Origin of the sequence: Amycolatopsis sp. CB00013, assembly GCF_001905755.1 — a bacterium.
GTDB lineage: Bacteria > Actinomycetota > Actinomycetes > Mycobacteriales > Pseudonocardiaceae > Amycolatopsis > Amycolatopsis japonica.
Genome location: NZ_LIWC01000003.1, coordinates 1,284,909 through 1,311,460, shown reverse-complemented (window position 1 = coordinate 1,311,460; position 26,552 = coordinate 1,284,909). Strand labels below are relative to the sequence as shown.

At 68.8% G+C, this 26,552-nt stretch carries 18 protein-coding genes and 1 riboswitch; of the genes, 9 read left to right on the top strand and 9 right to left on the bottom strand.

Annotated features, from left to right (window positions below):
* Positions 1 to 127: 127 nt before the first annotated feature.
* The 6 genes from AMK34_RS25700 to AMK34_RS25675 all read left to right on the top strand — a co-directional run bounded on the left by AMK34_RS25700 (position 128) and on the right by AMK34_RS25675 (position 11,052).
* Positions 128 to 3,109 (top strand): ribonucleoside-diphosphate reductase subunit alpha, encoded by a 2,982-nt coding sequence (locus AMK34_RS25700; RefSeq protein WP_073847035.1) that lies wholly within the window; start codon positions 128 to 130, stop codon positions 3,107 to 3,109.
* A 76-nt stretch (positions 3,110 to 3,185) separates the two neighbouring features.
* The gene (locus AMK34_RS25695) at positions 3,186 to 4,262 is read left to right on the top strand and encodes a ribonucleotide-diphosphate reductase subunit beta (protein WP_073847034.1); all 1,077 of its coding nucleotides are present in this window, start codon (positions 3,186 to 3,188) and stop codon (positions 4,260 to 4,262) included.
* A gap of 82 nt (positions 4,263 to 4,344) precedes the next feature.
* Positions 4,345 to 4,567, top strand: a riboswitch (cobalamin riboswitch).
* A 99-nt stretch (positions 4,568 to 4,666) separates the two neighbouring features.
* A complete protein-coding gene (gene metE / locus AMK34_RS25690) occupies positions 4,667 to 6,940 on the top strand; it encodes a 5-methyltetrahydropteroyltriglutamate--homocysteine S-methyltransferase (RefSeq protein WP_073847033.1) in 2,274 nt (757 codons plus the stop codon).
* Positions 6,941 to 7,078: 138 nt separating this feature from the next.
* On the top strand, positions 7,079 to 8,524 hold the full coding sequence (locus AMK34_RS25685; protein WP_198941737.1) for a cytochrome P450: 1,446 nt from the start codon (positions 7,079 to 7,081) through the stop codon (positions 8,522 to 8,524).
* 234 nt (positions 8,525 to 8,758) lie between these two features.
* The gene (locus AMK34_RS25680; protein ID WP_073847192.1) at positions 8,759 to 10,570 is read left to right on the top strand and encodes a putative bifunctional diguanylate cyclase/phosphodiesterase; all 1,812 of its coding nucleotides are present in this window, start codon (positions 8,759 to 8,761) and stop codon (positions 10,568 to 10,570) included.
* Between the two features lie 17 nt (positions 10,571 to 10,587).
* Entirely contained in the window at positions 10,588 to 11,052 is a 465-nt protein-coding gene (locus tag AMK34_RS25675) for a peroxiredoxin (protein WP_073847031.1), read from the top strand.
* Here AMK34_RS25675 and AMK34_RS25670 read toward each other — a convergent pair.
* The 4 genes from AMK34_RS25670 to AMK34_RS25655 form a co-directional block, all read right to left on the bottom strand.
* Positions 11,039 to 11,569 carry a GNAT family N-acetyltransferase gene (locus tag AMK34_RS25670; protein WP_073847030.1) on the bottom strand — a complete coding sequence of 177 codons (531 nt, stop codon included), beginning with the start codon at positions 11,567 to 11,569 and terminating at the stop codon, positions 11,039 to 11,041. The genes AMK34_RS25675 and AMK34_RS25670 overlap by 14 nt on opposite strands.
* 133 nt (positions 11,570 to 11,702) lie before the next feature.
* Positions 11,703 to 12,911: an LCP family protein gene (locus AMK34_RS25665; RefSeq protein ID WP_038515451.1), complete on the bottom strand. Its 1,209-nt coding sequence runs from the start codon at positions 12,909 to 12,911 to the stop codon at positions 11,703 to 11,705.
* A 93-nt stretch (positions 12,912 to 13,004) separates the two neighbouring features.
* The gene (locus AMK34_RS25660; RefSeq protein WP_038515452.1) at positions 13,005 to 14,267 is read right to left on the bottom strand and encodes an SAM-dependent methyltransferase; all 1,263 of its coding nucleotides are present in this window, start codon (positions 14,265 to 14,267) and stop codon (positions 13,005 to 13,007) included.
* A gap of 21 nt (positions 14,268 to 14,288) precedes the next feature.
* Positions 14,289 to 14,984 carry an alpha/beta hydrolase gene (locus AMK34_RS25655; RefSeq protein ID WP_073847029.1) on the bottom strand — a complete coding sequence of 232 codons (696 nt, stop codon included), beginning with the start codon at positions 14,982 to 14,984 and terminating at the stop codon, positions 14,289 to 14,291.
* A gap of 131 nt (positions 14,985 to 15,115) precedes the next feature.
* Here AMK34_RS25655 and AMK34_RS25650 point away from each other — a divergent pair, with 131 nt between their 5' ends.
* Both AMK34_RS25650 and AMK34_RS25645 read left to right on the top strand, forming a co-directional pair.
* Positions 15,116 to 15,844, top strand: a complete 729-nt coding sequence (locus AMK34_RS25650; protein WP_037344077.1) for an SIS domain-containing protein — start codon at positions 15,116 to 15,118, stop codon at positions 15,842 to 15,844.
* Positions 15,845 to 15,935: 91 nt separating this feature from the next.
* A complete protein-coding gene (locus tag AMK34_RS25645; RefSeq protein ID WP_073847028.1) occupies positions 15,936 to 17,084 on the top strand; it encodes a serine hydrolase domain-containing protein in 1,149 nt (382 codons plus the stop codon).
* Between the two features lie 84 nt (positions 17,085 to 17,168).
* Here the strand turns inward: AMK34_RS25645 and AMK34_RS25640 are convergent, their stop codons facing one another.
* On the bottom strand, positions 17,169 to 19,034 hold the full coding sequence (locus AMK34_RS25640) for an ABC transporter ATP-binding protein (RefSeq protein WP_038515457.1): 1,866 nt from the start codon (positions 19,032 to 19,034) through the stop codon (positions 17,169 to 17,171).
* A gap of 146 nt (positions 19,035 to 19,180) precedes the next feature.
* Between AMK34_RS25640 and AMK34_RS25635 the strand changes: the two genes are divergently transcribed.
* Positions 19,181 to 20,482, top strand: a complete 1,302-nt coding sequence (locus tag AMK34_RS25635) for a glycosyltransferase family 87 protein (protein WP_073847027.1) — start codon at positions 19,181 to 19,183, stop codon at positions 20,480 to 20,482.
* Here AMK34_RS25635 and AMK34_RS25630 read toward each other — a convergent pair whose 3' ends face one another.
* The 4 genes from AMK34_RS25630 to AMK34_RS25615 all read right to left on the bottom strand — a co-directional run bounded on the left by AMK34_RS25630 (position 20,483) and on the right by AMK34_RS25615 (position 26,428).
* Positions 20,483 to 20,692: a helix-turn-helix domain-containing protein gene (locus AMK34_RS25630; RefSeq protein ID WP_003071237.1), complete on the bottom strand. Its 210-nt coding sequence runs from the start codon at positions 20,690 to 20,692 to the stop codon at positions 20,483 to 20,485.
* Positions 20,693 to 20,870: 178 nt separating this feature from the next.
* Positions 20,871 to 22,499, bottom strand: a complete 1,629-nt coding sequence (locus AMK34_RS25625) for an ABC-F family ATP-binding cassette domain-containing protein (protein ID WP_038515461.1) — start codon at positions 22,497 to 22,499, stop codon at positions 20,871 to 20,873.
* Between the two features lie 142 nt (positions 22,500 to 22,641).
* Positions 22,642 to 23,310, bottom strand: a complete 669-nt coding sequence (locus AMK34_RS25620) for an acVLRF1 family peptidyl-tRNA hydrolase (RefSeq protein WP_038515463.1) — start codon at positions 23,308 to 23,310, stop codon at positions 22,642 to 22,644.
* Positions 23,311 to 23,557: 247 nt separating this feature from the next.
* Positions 23,558 to 26,428 carry a S8 family serine peptidase gene (locus tag AMK34_RS25615; protein WP_073847191.1) on the bottom strand — a complete coding sequence of 957 codons (2,871 nt, stop codon included), beginning with the start codon at positions 26,426 to 26,428 and terminating at the stop codon, positions 23,558 to 23,560.
* Positions 26,429 to 26,552: the final 124 nt, after the last annotated feature.

Below are 26,552 nucleotides of genomic sequence, written 5' to 3'. Positions count from 1 at the left end.
CTGGGAACCGGCACCGCCCAGCGACGGGGAGACCGCTCGGGAGCGGTGGTCGGACAGCTTTGTGAACGTGCAGCGCACGGCCTTGTGAGGCCTTGTGGTGCTTCAACGCGCCCTTTTGGAGACATGCATGTCAGTGGAAACCGGTCAGCGGCCGCCCTCGTCCTCGGACACCACGCCCGCGACCGTGCGAGTCATCCGGCGGGACGGCAGCGTGTCCCCCTTCGACGCGAACAAGATCTCGGTCGCCGTGACCAAGGCCTTCCTCGCCGTCGAGGGCGGTGACGCGGCCGCTTCGTCGCGGATCCACCACCTGGTCAAGGAACTGACCGAGCAGATCGAGACCACCCTGCTCCGCCACGCCGGTCCCGAGACCGCGCTGCACATCGAGCAGATCCAGGACATCGTCGAGCTCGCGCTCATGCGCGGCGAGCACCACAAGGTCGCCCGCGCGTACGTCCTGTACCGCGAGGAGCGCGCGAAGGCCCGCGAGGCCGAGAAGCCCGCGTCGTCCGACGTCGCCATCAGCGTCAAGGCGGCCGACGGTTCGCTCCGCCCGCTCGACTGGGCCCGCGTCTCGCACGTCGTCGGCGAGGCCGTCTCCGGCCTCGAGGACGTCTCGGCGGAGCCGGTGCTGGCCGAGGCCAAGCGCAACCTCTACGACGGCATCAGCGCCGACGAGCTCGCCCTCGCGCAGATCATGGCCGCGCGCGTGCTCGTCGAGCAGGAGCCGAACTACTCCTACGTCAGCGCCCGGCTGCTCGCGGACAAGCTCCGCGGCGAGGCCCTCAGCTACCTCGCGGGCGTGCCGCAGCAGGCCAGCCAGGACGAGATGACCACCCGGTACCCGCAGTACTTCCGGGACTACCTCAAGCGCGCCATCGAGCTTGAGCTGGTCAACGCCGAGCTGCAGACCTTCGATCTGGACAAAATCACCGCGGCCATCCACGCCGAACGCGACCTCGACTTCGGCTTCCTCGGCCTGCAGACCCTGTACGACCGGTACTTCCAGCACCACGACGGGGTCCGCTTCGAGCTGCCGCAGGCGTTCTTCATGCGCGTCGCGATGGGCCTGGCGATCCGCGAGGACGACCGTGAGGCTCGTGCCATCGAGTTCTACGAGCTGCTCTCGACGTTCCACTTCATGGCGTCCACCCCGACGCTGTTCAACTCGGGCACCACGCGTCCGCAGCTGTCGTCCTGCTTCCTGACCACGGTCGACGACGACCTGGACTCGATCTTCCAGGCGTACAAGAACAACGCGCTGCTGGCGAAGTACTCGGGCGGTCTCGGCAACGACTGGACCCCGGTCCGCGGCCTCGGCGCGCACATCAAGGGCACCAACGGCCAGTCGCAGGGTGTCGTGCCGTTCCTCAAGATCGCCAACGACACCGCGGTCGCGGTGAACCAGGGCGGCAAGCGCAAGGGCGCGGCCTGCGCGTACCTCGAGACCTGGCACGTGGACATCGAGGAATTCCTCGACCTGCGCAAGAACACCGGTGACGACCGTCGTCGTACGCACGACATGAACACCGCGAACTGGGTGCCGGACGAGTTCCTGCGCCGGGTCGAGGCCGACGCGCAGTGGACGCTGTTCTCGCCGAACGAGACCCCGGACCTGCACGACCTCTACGGCAACGCGTTCGCCGAGCGCTACCGCGAGTACGAGGCCGCCGCCGAACGCGGTGAGCTCAAGGTGTTCCGCAAGGTCCGCGCGGTCGACCTGTGGCGCCGCATGCTGACCATGCTGTTCGAGACCGGCCACCCGTGGATCACCTTCAAGGACCCGTGCAACCTGCGTTCGCCGCAGCAGCACGTGGGTGTCGTGCACTCGTCCAACCTGTGCACCGAGATCACCCTGAACACCACCACCGACGAGGTCGCGGTCTGCAACCTCGGCTCGGTGAACCTGCTCAAGCACGTCACCCCCGACGGCTTGGACACCAAGCGGCTCGAGAAGACCGTGCGCACCGCGGTCCGCATGCTCGACAACGTGATCGACATCAACTTCTACACGATCCCGGAGGCGCGCCGCTCCAACCTGCGCCACCGCCCGATCGGCCTCGGCCTGATGGGCTTCCAGGACGCGCTGTTCGAGATCGGTGTCCCGCTGTCCTCGAACGAGGCCGTGCAGTTCGCGGACACGAGCATGGAGCACATCAGCTACTACGCGATCTCGGCGTCGACCGACCTCGCGGAGGAGCGCGGCCAGTACCAGACGTTCGAGGGTTCCTTGTGGAGCAAGGGAATCCTGCCGATCGACTCGATGCAGCTGCTCATCGACGCGCGACAGGGCGACGCGCTCGACGTCGACACCTCGTCCACTTTGGACTGGGCGCCGCTGCGTGAGCGGGTCAAGACCGTCGGCATGCGCAACTCCAACGTGATGGCGATCGCGCCGACCGCGACGATCTCCAACATCTGCGGCGTCGGGCAGTCGATCGAGCCGCTGTTCCAGAACCTGTTCGTCAAGTCGAACATGTCCGGCGACTTCACCGTGGTGAACCCGCACCTGGTCCGCTCGCTCAAGGAGCGCGGGCTGTGGGACGAGGTCATGGTCTCGGACCTGAAGTACTTCGACGGCAGCCTCGGCCAGATCGACCGCGTGCCGGACGACCTGAAGGCGCTGTACGCGACCGCGTTCGAGATCGAGTCCAAGTGGCTGGTGGACGCCGGTTCGCGGCGCCAGAAGTGGATCGACCAGGCCCAGTCGCTGAACCTGTACATCGCGGCGCCCAGCGGCCGCAAGCTCGACGAGCTGTACCGCTACGCCTGGCACAAGGGCCTCAAGACCACGTACTACCTGCGGGCCCGGTCCGCGACGCACGTGGAGAAGAGCACCCTGCGCGGCACCGACGGCAAGCTGAACGCGGTCTCGGCCACCCCGGCCCCCGCCGCACCCGCTTCGCCGAAGCCCGCCGCCGCCCCGGCTCCCGCCGCTTCGCCCGCGCCGTCGGCTTCCGCCGCGGTTCCGGCCGTGCCGGTGACCGCTCCTGCCCCGGCCGCCAAGCCGGAGCCGAAGGAGATGCCGAAGGTCTCGGACGTCGACTTCGTCGCCACCGAAGGCGCCGCCTGCCGGATCGACGACCCCGACTGCGAAGCCTGCCAGTAAGACATCGTCGTGAGTGGCGATTCGGGTTAGAACCCGAATCGCCACTCACGACCCCCGACTCGTGAAGTGAGCTTTCATGACCACCTTTGACGCCTCCGCCGACGCCACGGGCCTCGGTGAGATCGAAGTCGGCGCCGCCCGCATCAACGTCGACGACAAGCGGATGATCAACGCCCGCGCCGACGTCAACCAGCTGCTGCCGATGAAGTACACCTGGGCGTGGGAGAAGTACCTCGCCGGCTGCAACAACCACTGGATGCCGACCGAGGTCGCCATGCAGGCCGACATCGCGCTGTGGAAGTCGCCCGACGGCCTCACCGAGGACGAGCGCACCATGCTGAAGCGCAACCTCGGCTTCTTCGCCACCGCGGAATCGCTGGTGGCCAACAACATCGTGCTCGCGGTGTACCGGCAGATCACCAACCCCGAATGCCGCCAGTACCTGCTGCGCCAGGCGTTCGAGGAGGCCGTGCACACGCACACCTTCCAGTACATCTGCGAAAGCCTCGGCCTGGTCGAGGGCGAGCTGTTCAACATGTACCGCGAGGTCCCGTCCATTTCGGACAAGGACGCGTGGGCGCTGAAGTACACGCAGAACCTGGAGAACCCGGACTTCGAGACCGGCACCCCGGAAGCCGACCAGAACTTCCTGCGTGACCTCGTCGCGTTCTACGTGATCTTCGAGGGCATGTGGTTCTACACCGGTTTCGCGCAGATCCTCTCGCTCGGCCGCCGGAACAAGATGATCGGTATCGCCGAGCAGTACCAGTACATCCTGCGCGACGAGTCGATCCACCTGAACTTCGGCATCGACTGCATCAACCAGATCAAGATCGAGAACCCGCACCTGTGGTCCGAGGAGTTCCAGGCGGAGATCCGGACGATGCTGACCGAGGCGTGCGAACTCGAGGTCGCCTACGCCCGCGACACCATGCCGCGCGGCATGCTCGGGCTCTCGGCCGAGCTGATCGAGCAGTACATGCACTTCATCACCGACCGGCGGGCGCAGCAGATCGGCCTCGCGCCGATCTTCGGCGAGACCGAGAACCCGTTCCCGTGGATGTCGGAGGCGATGGACCTCAAGAAGGAGAAGAACTTCTTCGAGACCCGCGTCATCGAGTACCAGTCCGGTGGCGCCCTCGACTGGGACTGATCACCGACACGTAGTACATGAAGGCCCCCTTCCTTGCGCCTAGGTACAGGAAGGGGGCCTTCATGTACTTCTCCTTCGCGGTACGCTCCGGAGTGCTACTGGTTCGCCCGGCCTCCCAGGCCGGTCGAGGTAACAGGGAACCCGGTGCGAATCCGGGACTGCCCCGCAGCGGTATGTGGGAACGAAAGCCGTCACCGTGCGAGACACGGTAAAGCACTGGGACATGGCGCCCCGGGAAGCGACGGCCGGTAGGAGCGAGCGAGTCGCCCACGAGTCCGAAGACCTGCCCGTGGTACGCGCGCCGACGGCGTGCGTGAGTCCGGGCCTCGTGGGATGGGCACGACCGAACGGCGGTCACTCCTGCGCGCTCCGGGCTCCGACGACAAGCTCGCGAGGAGAGAGCTGTGACCGAAATCGGCACGACAGTGCTGGGCTACCCCCGGATCGGACCGGACCGGGAACTCAAGCGTTCACTCGAACGCTACTGGGCGGGCAGGATCGACGAGGCCGAACTGCTCGGCACCGGCCGCGCGCTGCGCACCCGCGCCTGGCGGGAACTCAAGGACGCGGGACTGGATTCCGTCCCCTCCAACACGTTCTCCCACTACGACCAGGTACTCGACACCACCGAGCTGTTCGGAGCGCTGCCGGAGCGCTTCACCACGCTCGGCCTCTCGCCGCTCGACACCTACTTCGCCGCCGCGCGCGGGGTGCAGGACGCGCCGGCGATGGAGATGACGAAATGGTTCGACACGAACTACCACTACATCGTCCCCGAACTCGGCCCGGAAACGACGTTCTCGCTCACCGGCACCAAACCGCTGGACGAGTACCGCGAAGCCCGCGCGATCGGCGTCGAGACCCGGCCGGTGCTGGTGGGCCCGGTGACGTTCCTGCTGCTCGCGAAGCCGGCCGGGACGGCTCCGGAGGGCTTCCGTCCGCTGGAGCTGCTCGACAACCTTCTCGACGGCTACGTCGACCTACTGCGCCGTCTGCACGACGAAGGCGTCGAGTGGGTCCAGTTCGACGAGCCCGCCTTCGCCGCCGATCGCAGCGAACGGGAACTCAACGCGCTCATCCGCGCCTACCACCGGCTCGCGAAGGAGACCGCGCGGCCGAAGATCCTGGTCGCCGGGTACTTCGGCGGGCTCGGACGCGGACTCGGCGTGCTCGCCCGCTCCCCGATCGACGCGATCGCCGTCGATCTCGTGTCCGATGAGTCCTTTGTGGACGCCGTCGCCTCCGAACCCGCCTTGCGGGACAAAGAGGTTCTGGCCGGTGTCGTGGACGGGCGCAACGTCTGGCGCACGGATCCGACCCGCGCGCTCAGCCGGGCGGCGACGTTGCTGGGCACCGCGAAGTCGGTCAGCGTGTCGACGTCCTGCTCGCTGCTGCACGTGCCCTACGACGTCGAACGGGAGGACGGGCTTCACCCGCGACTGAAGGGCTGGCTCGCTTTCGCCAGGCAGAAGGTCGACGAGGTCGTTCTGCTCGGGCGCGCGTTGAAAGAAGAGGGAGTCGACCTCTCCGCCGCCCGCGCCGCGGCCACGGATCGCGCGACGGCGGCCGATCTGGCCGACAGCGGGGTCCGCGCCCGGCTGGAGGCGCTGCGGCCGGAGGACACCGTCCGCTCCCCCTATGCTCGGCGGGCGGCGGCTCAGCAGGCCGCGTTGAACCTGCCGCCGTTGCCGAGCACGACGATCGGCTCGTTCCCGCAGACCACCGACGTCCGCAAGGCGCGGGCCGCGCACAAGGCGGGTTCGCTGGACGACGCGGGCTACGAAGCCGCGATGAAGGCGGAGATCGAGCGCGTCGTCCGGCTGCAGGAGGACCTCGGCCTCGACGTGCTGGTGCACGGTGAGCCCGAGCGCAACGACATGGTGCAGTACTTCGCCGAGCGGCTGGCCGGGTTCGCGGCCACCGACTTCGGCTGGGTGCAGTCCTACGGTTCGCGGTGCGTCCGTCCGCCGATCCTGTACGGCGACGTCTCGCGTCCGGAGCCGATGACCGTCGAGTGGGCGCGCTACGCCCAAGGCCTGACCGGCAAACCCGTCAAGGGCATGCTGACCGGACCGGTGACGATCCTGGCGTGGTCGTTCGTCCGCGACGATCAGCCGCTGGGCGAGACCGCCCGTCAGGTGGCGCTGGCCATCCGCGACGAGGTGCACGACCTGCAGGAGGCGGGCATCCGCGTCATCCAGGTGGACGAGCCGGCGTTGCGGGAGCTGCTCCCGCTGCGCGCGGCGGCGCACGAGGCGTACTTCGCGTGGGCGGTTTCGTCGTTCCGGCTGGCGACTTCCGGGATCGACGACGCCACCCAGATCCACACGCATATGTGCTATTCGGAATTCGGTGAGGTGGTCAAGGCGATCGACGCGCTCGACGCCGACGTCACCAGCATCGAGGCCGCGCGGTCGAAGATGGAGGTCGTCACCGATCTCGGCGCGGCGGGCTTCGGCCGCGGCGTCGGGCCGGGTGTCTACGACATCCACTCGCCGCGCGTCCCGGGCGTCGAGGAGGTCAGCGGCCTGCTGCGGACCGCCGTCGGCGCCGTGCCCGCCGAGCGGATCTGGGTCAACCCGGACTGCGGCCTGAAGACCCGCGGCTACGCCGAGGTCGAACCGGCCCTGCGGAACCTCGTCGCGGCCGCCCACACGGTCCGCTCCGAACTGGCCTGACCGGTCCGTGAAGGCCTCCTTGAGGGACCCTGGGTCCCTCAAGGAGGCCTTCACGGAACTTCCATCGAGGTATTGTCAAGGCGTCAATAAGGGTGCGATGGTGGAGCGGTAACCGGTCTCAGCGGGGAGATGGTCACCATGGCGAACGCCGTCGAAAAGGTCACCGGGGCGCTGCGCGAGCGGGTTCCGCCGCTCACCTCGATCCCCCTGCCGCGTTCGGTCGACCAGCGCTGGCTCGGCGCGACCTGGCCGGTCCGCGAACTCGCTCCCGCCCCTCCTGGCCTCAAACCCGTCCTCGGCGACGAAGGCCCACCGGTCATCGGGCACGCGCTGGACTTCATGCGTTTCGGCATCGAGTTCGGCCTCAAACGCTACGAGACCTACGGACCGGTGTCGTGGATGGGCGCGTTCGGGCGCCGCATCGTCGCGCTCACCGGACCGGAGGCCACCCAGATCGCGTTGGTGAACAAGGACAAGGCCTTCTCCCAGGAAGGCTGGAAGTTCTTCATCGAGCAGTTCTTCGACCGCGGCCTGATGCTGCTCGACTTCGGCGAGCACCATCTGCACCGCCGGATCATGCAGGCGGCCTTCACCCGGCAGCGGCTCACCGGTTACGTCGACCAGATGGGCCCGGCCCTGCGCGACGGCATCGCCGCGTGGGCCGACCGGCCGAACCCGCGGATCTACTGGTCCCTCAAGCAACTCACGCTCGACGTCGCGACCCGTGTGTTCATGGGCATGAGTTCCGGCGACGACGCGGCCGCGATCAACCGCGCGTTCGTGAATTCCGTGCGCGCGGGCACGGCCATCGTGCGGTTCCCCGTCCCCGGTGGCCGCTGGGCGGCGGGACTGCACGGCCGCAAGGTCCTCGAACGCTACTTTTCGGCGAACCTGCCCGCGAAACGGGCGAGCGACGGCGACGACCTCTTCACCGCGTTGTGCCACGCCACCACCGAGGACGGCGACCGCTTCACCGACGCCGACGTCGTCAACCACATGATCTTCCTGATGATGGCCGCGCACGACACGTCGACGATCACCAGCGCCGCCGCCGTCTACCACCTCGCCAAGCACCCGGAGTGGCAGGAACGCGCGCGCCGGGAGTCGCTCGCGCTCGGCGACGACGTACCCGACATCGAAGCGCTGGAGACCCTGACGACGCTGGACCTGGTGATCAAGGAAGCCCTGCGTCTGGTGGCCCCGGTTCCTTCCCTGACCAGGAAAACCGTTAAGGACACCGAGGTTCTCGGGCATTTCATTCCCGAAGGGACACTCGTCGGGGTTTCCCCCACCGTCAACCATTTCTCGCCGGAGCACTGGACGGATCCGATGCGGTTCGACCCGGACCGCTTCGGTGAGGATCGCCGCGAGGACAAGTCGCATCGCTACGCGTGGATGCCGTTCGGCGGCGGGGCGCACAAGTGCATCGGCCTGCATTTCGGGACGTTCGAAGTGAAGGCGCTGCTGCACGAGATGCTGCGGGCGTATCGCTGGTCGGTCCCGGAGGGCTACACCGCGCGCTGGGATTACGTGTCGCTGCCCGTGCCGGCGGACGGCCTGCCGATCCACCTGACGCCTCGGTGAATCCATGCCCACGATCGAGCACTCTTGGTAACTTCCGGTCACCACTCGTGTAGCAGCGATCACCCTTTCAGCCGGTAGACACCCCGGATCGCGCATGGTGCCGTGGCACTACACCCGGTCGGCTCATACCTAGTGTGGGTCCGTGGGCTCGGACACCCGGTCTGAGCTGGCCATCAACCGCGCATGAAGAGGTGAAGTGTGCCCGAACCTGGTTCCGCGCCAGGGTTGGTGGACGTGGCCCGGAGATGGGCCGAGACGCTCGCTGACACTAAAGGAGTATCGCTTCCCAAGGAGCAACTCGAACGGTTCCTGCTCGGCGTCGCCGAGGACGCCGTCCGTGCCGAGCCCGAGCATCAGCCGGCTCTGCAGCGCTTCTCCAAGCTCTACTCCGCCTCTCCCATCGGGATCGCCCTCGCCGACGCCAACGGCACCATCGTGGAGGCGAACGCCGCGCTCGGCCGTCTGCTCGGTTGTCGTCCCTCCTCACTGCGCGGCCGGGAGATCCCCGACCTCGGCTCCGCCGAACACGACGTCGCCCGCCTGCGGAACGCGCTCGCGCAGCTCATGACGCACGGCCGGCCGACCCAACAGGAACGCCTGCTGCTGACCCACAGCGAGGAAGGCCCGCTCTGGGGCGACGTGACCCTGACCGATCTCCCCGGTGACCGGCCCGGTACGACCTATCCGGTGCTGATGGTCGCCGACGCCAACGAGATCCACCTGCTGCAGGAACAACTGCGGCACCAGAACGTGCACGACGTGCTGACCGGCCTGCCCAACGCCACCGCGTTCGGCAACGCCCTCGAAACCGCGCTCGCCGGTTCCGGCGGCGAGCAGGTCGCCCTCGTCTATCTCGACATCGACGGCTTCAAGGTGATCAACGACGGGCTCGGCGCCGGCATCGGTGACCAGGTGCTGCGCGGCGTCGCGACGAAGCTCAGGTCCGTGTTCGCCGGCAGGCACGAGGGTTCCGTCGCCCGGCTGTCCGGCGACGGGTTCGCCGTCCTGCTGCGCGGCGATTTCACGCCGCCCCAGGTGATCGCCCTGGTCGAGCAGGCGCTGGAAGAACTCGCCGAACCGATCTACCTCGGCGGGCACGGGATCGGGGTCAGCGCGAGCGCGGGTATCGTCGTCCGCCCGGTCGCCGACGGCGGCTCCGAAGACCTGTTGCGGGCCGCGGAAATCGCCCTGCACCGCGCCAAGGAGGCGGGCAAGGCGCAGTGGATGCTGTTCGACCCGGAGCTCGACGCGCGTGACCGTGGCCGCTACCAGCTCGGCGCGGTCATCGCGGGCGCGCTGGAGAACGGCGAATTCTCGCTGATCTATCAGCCGACGGTGAAGCTCGCGAATCCCGACCAGCTGGCGGCCGTCAACGCCGGGCTGCGCTGGAGCCATCCGGAGAAGGGCGAACTGGACTCCGACGAGTTCTATCCGCTGGCACAGATCACCGGGATGACCATCCCGCTCGGCCGGTGGCTGCTGGCCGAATCGCTCGCCGCCACCGCGCGATGGCGGAGCAGGTTCGGCGACGCCGCCCCCGACGTCTGTGTACGGCTGCCGACCCGGCTGGCCATCGAGCCCGATCTGGTCCTGCTGGTCAAGGAACAGCTCGACCGGCACAACCTGCCCGCACAGGCGCTGCGGCTGTGCACGGACCGCGATTCCGTGCTCGACGCGAGCGGCGAGGTGCTCGATTCCTTCGCCGTACTGGCCGATCTGGGCGCACAGCTCGTGCTGACCATCTCCGGTTCGGACGATCTGGAGCTCATCCCGCGGCACGGGCTGCCCGTCCGCCATGTGATCCTGTCCGGCCCGGTCGTCGACGCGCTGGCCGACGGCGAGAACGACGCCGACGTCCGCCATCTGTGCCAGCTGGTCGCCAGGGCCAAGGAGCTGAAACTGCGCATCGGCGCGGAAGGCGTCCACAGCCACGAACAGGCCGAACGGCTGCGGCGGTACGGCGTCCTCGCGGCGCGGGGTTCGTTCATCGCGGATTCCGCGACCGGGGACGAGGTCGACGAGCTGATCGAACGGCACGCCCACTGACGTGACAGGATCGCTCCATGGACCAAGGTGACCTCGCCCCGGACTTCACGCTGCCCGACGACAAGGGCGAAGAGCGCACCCTGTCGGACTTCCTCTCGTCCGGCCCGGTGGTGCTGTTCTTCTACCCCGCCGCGATGACCAGCGGCTGCACCGCGGAAAGCTGCCATTTCCGCGACCTGGCCGCGGAGTTCGCCGAAGTGGGCGCACACCGCGTCGGAATCAGCCCGGACGACGTCGCCAAACAGCAGGAGTTCTCCGCCAAACACGGCTTCGACTATCCCCTGCTGTCCGATGTGGACGGTGTGGTGGCGAAACAGTTCGGCGTCTGGCGCAAATTCAGCCCGCTGCACGCCAAACGGCACACCTTCGTCATCGACACCGACCGCAAGGTGCTCGAAGTGATCAAGAGCGAGCTGAAGTTCACCGTGCACGCCGACAAGGCCCTCGCGGCCTTGCGCGAGCGCAAGACTAAGGACGCTTGAGCCGCCAGAACCGGTCGACGCCCGCGCAGGCGGGGGCGTGCGGCGGTTCGGCGGGCTCCTCGCCGATCATCGTGAACCCCAGCCGCGCGGGTACGGCACCGCTCGCGAGGTTCTTCTCGTCGTGCCGGATCTCGACCTCCGGCGCGCCGAGCCGGAAGGCCTCGTCGGCCAACAGCTTCGCGGCCCTGGTCACGAAGCCGCGGCCGGTGTGGTGCCTGCCGAGCCAGTAGCCGATCTCGATCCGGTCCGGATGCGTGATCATGCCCGCGCCGCCGACGAGATCCTCCCCCGCGAGGATCGCGAAGTCGTAGGTCTTGCCGTCGGCCCAGTTCTTCGCGGACCGCTCCAGGAAGTCGGCGGCTTCACGGCGGCCGTAACCGTAGGTGGCCCAGATCATCCAGGCGCCGAGGTGTTCGGCGGAGTCGCCCGCGACGGCGGCGAGGGTTTCGAGCTGCTCGGGCTTCCAGCGGCGCAGGGTGACGACTTCGTCGGCGAGGGTTTCGGCGGGCGCTTCCATCCGCCCATGGTGACGTGCCTCGGCTGCGGGCGCCTCCGGTTTTCGGCGCCGAACGGGTTTCGCGGGTGTCATGAAAGGGTCGTTCAGGACATCTTTCGTCCTGAACGACCCTTTCATGACACCCGGCGGAAGATCAGGTCAGGATCGCGCTGTCCGGGATCTCCGTGTCGTTCTTCAACGCGTCGAACAGCAGCTTCGACTTCGTCTTGTCCCAGTTCTCCGCCGAGCCATTGGTCACCGGCACCGTCGTGGTGACGACGCCGCCCGACGAGATCCCGCGCATCGCCAGCGCCAGCCCGACCAGGTTGTGCACGTGGTCGCCCGAATCCATGGTCAGCGCGTCCGGCGCGGTCGACAGCAGCGGGAACAGCGTGAACGGGTTCAGCAACGTGCCGGGGCTGCCGATCTCGCTGACCAGCGCGCCGATGAACTTCCGCTGGTTGGCGACGCGGTCGAGGTCCGAACGCGGGGTCGCGTCGCTGTGCCGCATGCGGACGAACCCGAGCGCCTGCGGGCCCTGGAGGTCCTGGCAGCCCGCGGGGATCTTGATCTTGGTGAGGGTGTCTTCCATCGGCTTCTCGACGCACATGTGCACCCCGCCGATCGCGTCGACGATCTTCGCGAAGCCGCCGAAGCCGATCTCGGCGTAGTGGTCGATGCGCAGGCCGGTGGCGCCTTCGACGGTCTGCGCGAGCAGCGTCGGGCCCCCGATCGAGAACGCCGCGTTGATCTTGTTCTTGCCGTGCCCCGGAATGCTCACCTGCGAGTCGCGCGGGAGGCTCAGCAGCGTCGGTTTGACGCTGTTGGACGGGACGTGCGCGATCATGATGGTGTCGGTCCGCTTGCCGCCGCCCGCGGCCTTGGAGTCACCGGTGACCAGCTTCTCCTGCTCTTCGGGCGTGAGCCCGTCCCGGCTGTCGGAGCCCACGATCAGCCAGTTGGTGCCCTCGGCCGCGACGGGGCGGCCGGAGTAGTCGGCCAGCGCGTCGACGCGGTTGATCGAGAACTCCAGGTACACCCACACGCCGGCGAGGAACACCACGAACACGGTCAGCAACGTGAGCAGCACCTTGCCGAAGCCCCAGCGCTTACGCCGCCGCGGCGCCCGCGCGTCGTCCATCGGGCGCCCAGGAGGGGGCTGCGGCGGGCCTGGACGGCGCGGAGGCGGGCCGGCGGGGCGCTCCTGGCCCCCGTGCCCCATCGGCGTCGTCCGCTCGTCGTACGGGCTGCTCCCCCGGCCCGGCAGCGGCATCATCTGCGCGGGCTGATGCCGCCGGGGGCGGCCGGACGGCGGCCGTTGTGGCGGCAGCCGTCGCCCTCGGTCGTCGCCTCCATACGTCATGCCGAATCACCCGTCCCGATCTCGCGTGTGGGGCCAGTCAACCGCAGACCCTAGGTGAAGGACGTCCGGCACCCCGCATCGGTTGGGTGGTGCTCACCGTCCGGTTTCGGCGAATCCGAACTGGTGGACCTTGAGATACCCCGACCGGAACCCCGCTTCGGAGTACGCCAGATAGAACTCCCACATCCGTTTGAAGACGTCGTCGAAGCCCAGTTCGGTGATCTCGTCCCACCGCTGGGTGAACCTCTCCCGCCACAGCCGCAACGTGCGGGCGTAGTCGTGACCGAACTCGCGCACCCCCTCCAGCCTCAACCGCGCGTGCTCCAGCAGGCCCTGTTCGACGGAGGTGGTCGACGGGATGAGCCCGCCGGGGAAGATGTACTTGTGCACCCAGGTGTACGAACGGGCCGCGGCGAGCATGCGCTCGTGGTCCATGGTGATGGCCTGGAGCCCCAGTCTGCCGCCCGGCTTCAGCCGCTTCCCGATGGTCTCGAAGAACGTCGGCCAGTACGCCTCCCCGACCGCTTCGATCATCTCGACACTCACCACCGCGTCGTACTCACCGGAGGAGTCGCGGTAGTCGCACAGCCGGACGTCGACGCGGTCGGCGAAACCCGCCGCCGCGATGCGTTCGGTCGCCAGCTTCGCCTGCTCCTCGGAGATGGTCAGTGACGTGACCGTGGCCCCGCGCGCGGCGGCCCGGATCGAGAGTTCGCCCCAGCCGGTGCCGATTTCGAGCACCGTGCTGCCTTCGCGGACGCCGGCGTAGTCGAGGACGCTGTCGATCTTGCGGTGCTGGGCGGCGGTGAGGTCGTCGTCCGGGCCGAACAACGCCGACGAGTACATCATCGACGGGTCCAGGAACGCGCCGAACAGATCGTTCGACAGATCGTAGTGACGATGGATGTTCGCCCGCGCGCCCTCGACGGTGTTCTCCTCGCCGTCCGGGTGACCGCGGTCGACGAAGCGGCGGAACCGCTGCAGCAACGGCGGGATGAGCGTCGCCATCCGCTCCGCGAACGGGGTCAGCACCTCGGCGAGCGCGTCGCTCGTCCAGTCGCCGACCATGTACGCCTCGCCGAAGCCGATCTTCGCGTCCACGCCGAGGCGGTGGAAGAAGGCGGCGGGACGGTTGAGCCGCATCTCGGGCGCGTCCGGGCCGCCCGCGCCCAGCTGCGAGCCGTCGGGCATGCGCACGCGGACGTTCAGCGGGCGCACCGCGTGCCGGAACAACTGTTCGGCGATCCGCGCCCGGAACGGGGAATGCGGTGGGGTGGCCAATCCCGGCCACCGGGTTTCGTCGGGACCGGGAAGGCCGGCCGAACCTGCCGTCCGATCGACGCTCGACGTGGACATGGGTACTCCCTCCCGCCCGGTCTAGACCGGGATCCGCAGCCGCTCCGAGCTCGGCCGATCCCAGGCTCCGCTCAGCGTTTCGTCAGTGCCCCCGGCTTCGATCAGCTCGAGCGCGAATGCCCGTACCAGACGGTTCCAGACCCGAGACCTTCGCAGCATCGCGTGCCCCTCGCCACCGATTTCAAACCGCGCCGACCGCGATGTCACCTTTTCGGCGCGTTCGGCGAAAGCGTGTGATGCCACCGGATCCGTCATCCGGTCCTTGGTCCCGTGCGCGATCAGCACCGCGCGGCCGCCGACGGCGTCGATGGGTTCACCCGGCGGTGTCCACGGTGCCAGCGCGCAGACCCCGATGACGGCCGGATCGTCGGCCACGCGCAGGCCGACCCGTCCCCCCATCGAGTGGCCGACGAGGATCACCGGCACGCCGGGGTGATCGTCGTGGATCCGCGCCAAGGCCCAGCGCGCGTCGGCGAGCGCGTCGGTGCCGTGGTCGTTCCAGCCGTAGATCCGGTTGCGCAGCAGCCGCACCTCGACCCCGTGCCCCCGGCCCGCCCGGTGCACGCCCTTCGCCAGCGGCACCATCCGCTGGTACGCCAGCCGCCACGGCGCCACGCGGGCATGACTGTGCTCCGCGCCGCCGTGCAGTACCAGCACCACGGCTTTCACCTGGCCGCGTGCTCGCCAAGTCCGCACCGCGGGATCAGCCTCGCTCACCCTGGACCCTCCAGTCTCCGAAACCCCGGCCGCAGTGATCGGGTCAACCTCGATCATGACCCCATGTATTCCACTTCGGCGATTGGTCCACGCGATACATTCGTCGCTGATCTCCAGACGGAAGGGCGGATGTGGTGAGCACCACCGAACGTTGTGCAGACGTCGCCGAACGGCTCGCGGAGGCCGAACGGGGTAACGCGGAGCAGATCCGGAAGTCGGCCGAGCTGATCCTGGGGGTCATCCGGGCCGACGCCCTGGTGTTCACCGCCGGGGCGGGGCATTCGCTGGCCGCGGTCGCCGAGACCTTCTACCGGGCCGGCGGGCTCGCCTGCGTCTACCCGGTCTACCACCCCGAACTGCTGCCGCTGCACGGCGCTCAGCACAGCACCAAGACCGAGCGCCGCTCCGGGCTCGCCGAAGAGGTGCTCGCCGAGCGCGCCCCCGGTCCGGACGATCTGCTGGTGGTGTTCTCGACGTCGGGTGTCAACCCGTACCCGGTCGAACTGGCCGCCGGGGCGCGCAAGCGTGGGGCGTCGGTCATCGCGGTGAGTTCGGCCGCCTCCGTGGCCGCGGCGCCCAAGCGCGCGGCCACGACGCTGATCGAAGAGGCGAACATCGTGCTCGACTCGCACGTCCGTCCCGGCGACTCGAGCTACCCGCCGGAGGCGCCGCGGACCGCGCCACTGTCCACAGTGATCAACGCGTTCCTCTGGAACCTCGTACTCGCCGAGGTCGTGGACCTCGGTGCGGCGCAGGGCGTCGACATCCCGCTGTGGCGCAGCTCCAACGTGGACGGTGGCGACGAGGCCAACGCCGCGCTGCTGGCCAAGTACGGCGCGCGGGTCCCGGCCCTGCGGTAGCGATTCGCGGGGACGGGCCTCTTGACTCGTCCCCGCGACACTTCTACGGTCACATACCGACCGGTCGGTGTCCCCACGGGAGGTCCGCGCCATGACCGAGATCCACGGCGACTGCGCGGCGGGCTTCGAACCCGTCCGGGCCGCCTTCGAGGAGAACTTCGCCGGACGCGGTGAGATCGGCGCCGCGTTCTCGGTGACCCGGCACGGCGAGACCGTGGTCGATCTCTGGGCGGGCTGGGCCGATCCGGACCGGACGACGCCGTGGCGCGCGGACACGCTCACCAACGTCTGGTCGACCACCAAGGGCATGACCGCGCTCTGCGCGCACCACCTCGCCGACACCGGCGCGCTCGACGTCGACGCGCCCGTCGCGAAGTACTGGCCGGAGTTCGCGGCCGCGGGCAAGCAGGACATTCCCGTGCGATGGCTGCTCTCGCACCGCTCCGGGGTGACCGGGATCGGCGTCGAGCGGCCGGTCAAGGTCGAGGAACTCTACGACTGGGACCACATCACCGGACTGCTCGCCGCGCAGCCACCGCTCTTCGAACCGGGCACGGCCAGCGGCTACCACGCGTTGTCGTTCGGTTTCCTCGTCGGCGAGGTGATCCGCCGGGTGAGCGGCCAGGACGTCCGCGCGTACTTCGCCGAGCACATCGCCGGTCCGCTGGACGCGGACTTCCGGATCGGCCTGGATTCCGACGACGATCTGGCACGCTGCTCCACCCTCGTCGAGCCCGTGCTGAGCGACGAGATGAAAACCGCGCTGACCCAGGCGTTCGCCAACGCCGGCCCGGTCGCCCTCGCGGCGCTGGCGAACCCGCGCGTCCAAGGCCGTGACGCCAACGATCCCGCCTGGCGGCGCGCGATCCTGCCCGCCTTGAACGGACACGGCACCGCCCGGGCCATCGCGACCATCTACGGCGCGGTCGCCTCCGGGCGGCTGCTCTCGGCCGAGGCGCTCGCGACGGCCCGCGAAGGGCAGGGCCGGGAGGCCGACGTCGTCGGTGGGCTGGGCAACGAATGGGCGCTGGGGTTCTACCTCGGCAGCGAGGAACGCGGCTTCGGCCCGAACCCGCGCGCGTTCGGGCACGACGGGCTCGGCGGCTCGTCCGGCGGCGCCGACCCCGAGAGCGGGATCGCCTTCGGCTACACGATGAACCGGATGGGGCCGCTCATGCGGGACGATCCGCGGAAGATGGCGCTGGTGAACGCGACCTTCGCCTCCCCCGCCCTCGCGTGACCGGGCCTCTCATCCACCCGGGCGTGCTAGGAACGGTCCTTTCCTTGCGAAATTTGCAAGGAAAGGACCGTTCCTGGCATCCGGTCACGCGGCCGCAGGCTCCTCCGAGAACTGCGTCAAGTACAGCGACGCGTAGCGACCTTCGCGCGCGAGAAGCTCTTCGTGCGTCCCCCGCTCGACGATCTCCCCGTGCTCGATCACCAGGATCTGGTCCGCCGCCCGCACCGTCGACAACCGGTGCGCGATGACCAGCGCGGTCCGCCCGTCCAGTGCGTCGGTCAGCGCCTCGCCGACGGCCGCTTCGGACTGCGAGTCCAGGTGCGCGGTCGCCTCGTCGAGGACGACGACCTTCGGCTGAGCCAGCAGGAGCCGGGCGATGGTCAGCCGCTGCCGTTCGCCACCGGAAAGCCGGTACCCCCGCTCCCCCACCACGGTCTCCAGCCCGTCCGGCAGCTCGCGGATCAACTCGGCAAGGCGCGCCTTCTCCAGCGCCGACCAGATCTCGTCGTCGGTGACCCCGGGCCGCGCGTACTCGAGGTTCGCGCGGATGGTGTCGTGGAAGAGGTGCCCGTCCTGGGTCACCACGCCGACGGTTTCCCGCAGCGAGGCGAAACTCAGCTCTCGAACGTCCACATCGGACAACCGGACCGAACCGGCGTCGACGTCGTACAGCCTCGGCAGCAGTGAGGCGATCGTCGACTTGCCGGCGCCCGACGATCCCACCAGTGCCACCATCTGCCCGGGTTCGGCGCGGAAGCTGATGCCGTGCAACACCTCCTCGCCACCCCGGTGATCCAAAGTGGACACGTCCTCCAGTGAAGCCAGCGAGTACCGGTCCGCCGCCGGGTAGCCGAACCGGACATCGGAGAACTCCACCGAAACCGGACCTTCGGGAACGCGTCGTGCGTCCGGCTTCTCCTCGATCATCGGCTTGAGGTCGAGCACCTCGAAGACCCGCTCGAACGACACCAGCGCGGTCATCACGTCCACCCGGACGTTCGCCAGCGCGGTCAGCGGCGAGTACAGCCTGGTCAGCAGCAACGCCAAGGCCACGACGGTGCCCGGCGCGAGCGCCCCGGTCAGCGCCAGGTAGCCGCCCAGGCCGTAGACCAGCGCCTGCGCCAGCGCGGAGACCGTGGTCAGGCTGGTCAGGAACCAGCGCGTCAGCATCGCCGTGCGGACGCCGATGTCGCGCACCCGCCCGGCCCGCGCGCCGAACTCGCCCGCCTCGCGCTCCGGGTCTCCGAACAGCTTCACCAGCGTCGCGCCCGGTGCGGAGAACCGTTCGGTCATCTGCGTGGTCATCGACGCGTTGAGCCCGCCTGCCTCCCGCTGCAGCGCGGCCATCCGCCGCCCGAGCCGCCGCGTCGGCAGGATGAACACCGGCAGCAGCACCAGCGCCAGCAGGGTGACCTGCCACGACAGCGTCACCATGACCACCAGCGACAGCGCCAGCTGGATCACGTTGGTGACGAGCCCCGACAGCGTGGCGGTGAACGTGCGCTGCGCGCCGATGACGTCGTTGTTGAGCCTGCTCACCAGCGCGCCGGTGCGGGTGCGCGTGAAGAACGCGACCGGCATCCGCTGCACGTGGCGGTACACCGCGAGCCGCAGGTCGAGGATGATCCCCTCGCCGATCCTCGACGACTGCGCCCGTTCGGCCAGGCCGAGCCCGGCGTCGATCAGCGCCAACGCCGCGATCACCACGGCCAGCCACACCACCAGCGCGACGTCGTGCCCGCCGACGATCGCGTCGACCACCTTCCCGGCCAGCACCGGCGTGCTCACCGCCAGCACCGCCGAGACGACGGTGAGCACCAGGAATATCAGCAACCTCCGCCAGTGCGGCCTGGCGAACCGTGCGACGCGGCGGAGCGTGCCCTTGTGCAGCCCCTTCGGAACGTCGGCCGACTTCATCGCCGAGTTCATCAGCGTCCACGTGTTGTCCATGAGAACCCTCTCTTCGCCCCCAAAACCTCGATATTAGTCGAGAGTTTTCCCGGATATAAGCATGACCAACACCGGAGCACACCGGATGCTTCCCGGTTTCCGCGTCCTCTTTCCGGCGCAGGTGGCCACGTCGGTAGCCTGGGCCGGTGACCAAGGACCCAGACCGGCGACGACTGACCATCGACCTGGTCTTCTACACGGGCTGCCTGATCTTCGCCGTCGCGAACACGGCGGTCGCGGAATTCTACGGCTATCGCGTGTGGGCGAACTTCGCCGTCGCGGGTTACGGCCTCGCCGTGGTCCACACCGGCTGGCTGACGATCGCCGCGCGGCGCGGCAAGGCGCTGCCCGGCGCGCTCGGCTCGCGGTGGGTGGGTATCGGCGCCATCGGGTTGTTCGCCATGATCCTTCCGCTGGGAATGCTCGTCATTCGCCGTCTGACCGGAGTGGACTGGCTCGTCACGCCGAACTCGTGGGCCGCGCAGCCCGAGGTCTGGGTCATCGAACGCTCGGCGAAACTCCTTCTGGAGAACGGAACCCCGTACGTCGACGTCACCGCACTCGGTCGCGCGGTGGAAGTAAACGATTACACGCCATACGGTCCCGTGATGACCGTCTTCGGCCTGCCGCGCGCCTTGCTGGGCGGCGGGCCGGTCGCGAACGCCCTCACGGACGCGCGCTGGATGTTCGCGCTGGCGGCCGTCGCATGTGTACTGCTGACGCTGCGGCTGCTGAAGTGGCCGAAAATCCCGGTCAGCGCGGCACAACTCGCCCTCGCCTGCCCGCTGACCGCGCTGACCTGGGCGGTCGCCGGCCCGGATCTGGCCATCGTCGGACTGCTGGCGTTGTCCTTCGCACTGGCCTCGACGGGCCGCGCGGTCCTGTCGGGTCTGGTGCTGGCACTGGTGGTCAGCGCGAAACTCATCGTCGCGCCGGCGATCGTGGTGCTGGGTGTCCTGTTGATCACGCGGCGTGGTCCTCGCGCACTGGGCGGATTCGCCGCGGCACTCGTGGTGACGACCCTCGTCCTGCACGTACCCGTCTATCTGGTGGACCCCAAGGCGTTCGTCGAGCACGTCTTCCGGTTCCCGATGGGAATCGGCGTGATCAAGTCACCGGCGGCGAGCCCGCTGCCCGGCCACCTCATCGCCTCGCTCGGCCCGGTGGGCACGGCGGTTTCCTTCGCCCTGCTCGGGATCGCGGCCGTCGCGATCCTGGTCTGGCTGCTGCGACGCCCGCCCGCGACCGGTTCGGACGCGTTGCTGCGCATGGCCGTCGGGCTGGTCGCGCTGATCATGCTCACTCCGGCGACACGGTACGGCTACCTGGTGTATCCGCTGGTCCTGCTCGGCGCCAGGCTGGCCTTCCTCGCCGCGGAACCCCGTGAAACAGCGGTCCCTGGAAAGGGAACTGCGCCCCCCGCGCAGCAGTCCGCTACTTCCTCGTGACTACTTCTTCTTGACCCTGGTGGCACCGCCACGGCCGCGCAGCTGGACGCCGGACTCCGAGAGGACCCGGTGCACGAAGCCGTACGAGCGACCCGTGGACTCCGCGAGAGCGCGGATGCTCGAGCCCTTCTCGTATTTCTTCTTCAGGTCAGCGGCCAGCTTGTCACGCGTGTTGCCGGTGATCCGCGCGCCTTTCTTGAGATCAGCCACGTCGATCGCCTTCCCGCCGAGAGTGTTCTGGGCCACATAACGGCCCCTGTCGCCGCAATGATCGAACACTGAGCGCCGGAATGCCAGACGACGAGCGCAAAACTGCTGAAACCGCGATCACATTGGGCCATTTCAGTGGCCGGATGGCATCGATCAAGCACCCGAACGGACGCAGGCCTCACGCAAGCTGGACAAGTTCCAGATAATCCGCCGACCAATGGTCCTCGGTTCCGTCCGGCAGGAGGATCACGCGTTCCGGCTCCAGCGCCTCGACCGCGCCCGGGTCGTGCGTCACCAGGACGACCGCTCCGGCGAAGCTGCGCAAAGCGTCCAGGACCTGGGCGCGGCTGGCCGGGTCCAGGTTGTTCGTCGGCTCGTCGAGCAACAAAACGTTGGCAGCGCTGGACACCAGACCGGCGAGCGCGAGCCGCGTCTTCTCACCGCCGGAGAGCGTGCCGGCGGGCTGATCGAGCTGCTCGCCGGTGAACAGGAACGAGCCGAGAAGGTTCCGCAACTCCTGCGCGCCGGTGTCCGGCGCGAGGTGACGGATATTTTCCCACACGGACGCATCGTGGTCGAGCGTTTCGTGTTCCTGTGCGTAATAGCCCAAACGCAATCCGTGACCTGGAATGGTCTCGCCGGTATCCGGAGTTTCCATTCCGCCGAGCAGGCGGAGCAGAGTCGTCTTTCCGGCACCGTTCAATCCGAGCACGACGACCTTCGAACCACGGTCGATGGCGAGGTCGACCCCGGTGAAGATCTCGAGCGAACCGTAGGACTTCGAGAGCCCCTCCGCGGTGAGCGGGGTCCGGCCGCACGGGGCGGGCTCGGGGAACTTGATCCGGGCGACCTTGTCGGCCTGCCGGGTCTCGTCGAGCGCGGACAGCATCTGCTCGGCGCGGCGGGCCATGTTCTTGGCGGCCACGGCCTTCGTCGCCTTGGCACCCAGTTTGGCGGCCTGCTGCTGCAGCGCGGACGCCTTCTTCTCGGCGTTCGCGCGCTCGCGGCGGCGGCGCTTCTCGTCGGTGGCGCGCGCGTCGAGATAGCGCTGCCAGCCCATGTTGTAGAGGTCGAGCTCGCCGCGGGTCGCGTCGAGGAACCACACCTTGTTGACCACGTCCGCGAGCAGTTCGACGTCGTGGCTGATGACCACGAGACCGCCGTCGTGCTGCTTCAGGAAGCCGCGAAGCCAGTTGATGGAGTCGGCGTCGAGGTGGTTGGTGGGCTCGTCGAGCAGCAGGATGGTCTCGGATTTGCCGCCGGCGCCCGCTTCGGCGGCGGCGAACAGGATCCGGGCCAGCTCCACGCGGCGGCGCTGGCCACCCGAGAGCGTCTGCAGCGTCTGCGCGAGCACCCGGTCGGCGAGACCGAGGTTGGAACAGATCCGCGCGGCCTCACTCTCGGCGGCGTACCCACCGAGAGAGGCGAAGCGCTCTTCGAGACGGCTGTAACGGTTGACCGCCTTGTCGCGTTCCTTCTCGTCCACCAGCTCCGACATCGCGTTCTGCGCTTTTTCCATGTTGCGCAGCAAGGAGTCGAGACCGCGCGCGGAGAGCACACGGTCTTTCGCGGTGACGGACAGGTCGCCCTCACGCGGGTCCTGCGGGAGGTAGCCGAGCTCGCCGCTGCGGCGGACCTCGCCCGCGTACGGCTCGCCCTCCCCCGCCAGCACCTTGAGCGAGGTGGTCTTGCCGGCGCCGTTGCGGCCGACCAGGCCGATGCGGTCGCCCTGCTGGATGCGGACGTTGGTGTCGTCGAGCAGGATGCGCGAACCAGCGCGCAGCTGCAGGCCAGAGGCCGTGATCACGGGAACTCCCGGTACAAGGGGTGGATGAGCGGACAGCTTCGACTCGCCGGCCGACGGGCCGGCGAGGAGCTACTCCAAGAGGATGTCCACGCGATCAGTGTACGGGCCGCTGTCGAACGATTTTATCCGACCGTGCCCGACGTCACGGCCCGGCGAGGGTGATTTCGACCGCGACGGCCCGCTCCGCCGCGTCTTCGAGCACCGTGCGGCGCGGTTCGGGGATGTCGAGAACGCGGGGCTCGGCCCGCTCGAACAACGGCGCCAGCCGCCTGTCCTCACGCAAGGTTTCCAAGGCGCGGCGGTCACCGCCGAGAACGACGGCGTCCACTTCGGACAGTTGAGGGACGAGTACCTCGAAGGCGTCTTCCGCGGCGGCCCGTAGCGCTGTGCGGACTTGCCCTTCCCGACGCCGCGCGAACCGCTGCTGCGACCACCCGCCCGCCGCGGACCGGCCCTGGACGAGATGACGGTCCGTCCTGGACTGGACGACCACTCCCCCGCGCGCGATCCCGACGCTGTGCCCGCCGCGGCGGACAAGCAGGAGCGCGATCCTCCGCGAGATCAGCGCGTGCTCGACGAGCGGGCCGACGGCCAATCCCGTCACCGTTCCTACCGCCTTCAACGGTCCGAAAGGGACGGTCGCGACGGCGACGACGCCGTTGTCCGCGACGACCGTGACGGTGTCCGGCTTCAGTTCGGTCGAACGGACGCCTTCGTTACGGACGGCGAAGCGCGCGTACCAGCCTTCGAGGCGATCCGGGGCGACCTCGACCGCCCGGCCCCCGCCCGCCACCTGCCGCTCCCTCGCCATGGGTCCAACGTACGGGGCCCAACCGGATCGGCAACCCCGCACTCGCGTGCTCAGGCACGGAACTCGCGTGCGGGGAGGCGGAACTCGCGTGATTGAAGGCGAAACTCACGAGTCACGCCTTCAATCACGCGAGTCACGGCTCCAAACACGCGAGTTACGGCTCCAAACACGCGAGTGTCGCGCTCAAGCACGCGAGTCACGCCTTCAAGCACGCGGGCGCGAAGGCGTGACTCGCGTGACCGGAGGACTAGACCGGCTTCACCGGCCCCTTCCCCACCGACTTCCCGACACCCGCGGGCCGCTCGGCCACACCGGGCTGCACGAAACCGTTGATGTGCAAGGAGATCGATCGGATCGAACCGGTGTCGCCACCGGCGACGTCGACCGCGGTGAACTTCCACGTGCCGTCGGCCGCCGCACCGGCCAGGCCGCCGAGCGCCTGCGCCGGCTTGTAGGTGCCGGTGAACGGCGCGTTCGCCGCGGTCACCGAACTGAACGCGGCGGCCGCGTTGTCGGCGAAGACGACCTGGCACAGGTTGTTGCCCGAACCGCCGCTGCGCTGGAACACGGTCGCCTTCGCGCCCGCGGGCGACGTCAGCGTGCCGACCAGGTCACCGACGTACGAGTGGTTGATGCCCACGGTCGCCGAGGTCTGGTCGGTGTTGCAGGTCGCGCCGTCCACCGAGAACGTCAGTTTCGACGCCCGCCCGACACCGCTCACCGTGATCGGCACGGTCACGCCGGTCGGATCACTGTCCGGGATCGCCACCGCGTCACCGGCGTAGGCGAAGTTCTGCGTCACCGGCGACGGGGTGCCGACCGGCAGCGAGAACGTGGACGTCGTCGGCGAGTACGAACCCGCGAAGGTCACGCGCGCGTTCAGCACCACCGGCACCCCGAGCTCCTGCGTGGCGGGAACGGTGATGGTGAAGTCGTTCACGCCGGTCTGCCCGGGGCTGATCGTGCCGTAGGACTTCGACCGCGGCGCCACCGTGACACCGGGGGTCGGGCTGGAGAGCACGACACTGGTGGACGTCGCGGTGCCGTCGCCGCGGTTGGTCACCGGCAGGGTGATCTTGGCGGTGTCGCCCGGGTCGAGCGCGGATCCGCCGTCGGCCGGGGTGACCGTCGGCTGGCCCGCGGACGCGAGCGGCTGCGGGCTGGCACCGGTGTAGGCGAGCACCTTGTCGGCGAGGATGACGCCCGCGCCGCTGGAGTTGTCGCGGCCGGGGGCCAGGATGTCGACGGCGGTGTTGATCAGCGCCTCGCGCACCTCGGCCGGGGGCAGCCCCGGGTTGCCCGAGAGCACCAGGCCCGCGATCGCGGCGGCGTGCGGCGCGGCGGCCGACGTGCCGTAGAACGTGGTGAAGCCGGTGACACTGGTGGAGACGCCGTCGGCCGCGGTGATGTCCGGCTTGTTCCGGACCTCGCCACCGGTCCCGGACACGTTGCCGGGAGTGATCGGGGTGCCGTCGGCCTGGTAGAACATCCGCCGCGGACCGTCCGAAGTGAACCGTTCGACCTTCGAGCCCGAGCCGAACGCCGCCGGGAACGGGCCCGCCGGGTTGGCCGGGTCGCCCGGTTCGAGGGCACGGGGGAACGCCTTGGCCGCGGGGGCCGCCGCGACACTGAACGCGTCCCGCGCGGCCGAGTGGCCCACGGTCACGCCGGGTTTGGTGTAGGCCTTGAGGCCGTCGGCCGAATCGGTGAACCGGCCACGCAGCGCGGACAGCGAAAGGTAGCGGCCCTCACCGGAGAACTTGACGATGGCCAGCCGCAGCCCGGCGACACCCGTGGTGTCCACCCGTTCGTAGGCGTCCTGGGTGCCGGTCTGGACGTCCTGGCTGAAGTCGACGACGTTGCCCGCCGCGTTCAGCAGGTACAGGTCGTAGTCGTTGTTCGAGCGGCCCAGCGGATCCGACCAGAACAACGTGACCGGCACCCGCCCCGACGCGCTCGAGATCGGCTGGAAGATCTGGTTGCCCGCGGCACCGGCGAAGTTGTGCGCGGTACCGGCGTATTTGCCGATGCTCTTGCCGGAGTCGACGAAGTCGCCTTCCCAGTGGCCCGAAGTGCCGTCGGCGACGTTGCCCTCGTTACCGGCCGAGGAGAAGTACAGCGCGCCGTTCGCGGTCACGTCGTTCACGGCCTGGGCGATGATCCAGTCCTGGAACGGGGATTCCTTGAAGTACAGGACGTCGTCGACGATGACGTCGCAATGCGCGTCGAAGCGCAGCTTGCGGATGTTGTCGGCGAAACTGGCGTCGGAGTTGAACGCGCTGGCGAAACCAAGTGCCGCGTTCGGCGCGAGATCGTGGATGATCTCGAGCATCGCGGTGCCCTCGTCGCCGTCGCCTTCCTGGCCGGGGATCACGTCGACGCCCGCCGGGAGTTCGCCGCGTGCCTGCGAGGTCGCGAGCGAGTCGATGCCGTCGGACAACGCGCAGATCTTGGTGCCCACGCCGGTGACGCCGAACTGCTGGCGGGCGGTGTCGGCGTTGTGCGCGCGGTCGCCTTCGCTGTTGGTCGGCCCTGCCGCGATACCGACCTGTCCCTTGGCCTCGAAGGCCTTCTTCAGCTCGTCCGCGATCCGGGCGGCCTTCTCCTCCTTGCTCTCCCGCTTGCCCGCGGTGGCGGGCTCGGCGAGCTGGCGGGCCGTGAACGCCTCGTTGGCGGTCTCGACCTTCTTGACGTCGGCGCGGGCCGCGATCGCCGGCACCGCGTTCAGCGGCACCTCGGCGCGGACACTGCCGTACCGCTCGGAGACCGCGCGGATCCCCGCACCGGATTCACGCAGTCCCTTGAGGAGTTCTTCCGAGACCTGGCCCCGGATGTCCACGAGCACGGTGCCGGCCGCGGAGACATTCGCCCCAGACCCCAGTGCGGGAACCGCGGAGGCCGACATCCGCTGCGCGCGGAGTTTCTGTTCGACGAGCAGTCGGCTGTCCACTTTGGACTCACCGGCGTTCTGGCTCTTCTTGATCGACTGCAGTGCCTCGATCTGCCGGACGGTGTTCTCCGAGAACGCGTCCGGGGACTGCGTGGTCTCCGCCATCGCGACGGGCGGGCTCACCAGGCCGAGCGCGGTGACGAGGGCCGCGGTGCCCGCGGTCAGGATCGTTCTTCTTCTCCTACTAGAACGGGTTGGACGCACGTGCGCCTCCGATTCCTAGGCGCGTGCCCCGACTCACGCTGACCGACGCCGGCGATCACCGGCTGGATCAAGCTAAGTACCGGGCGTG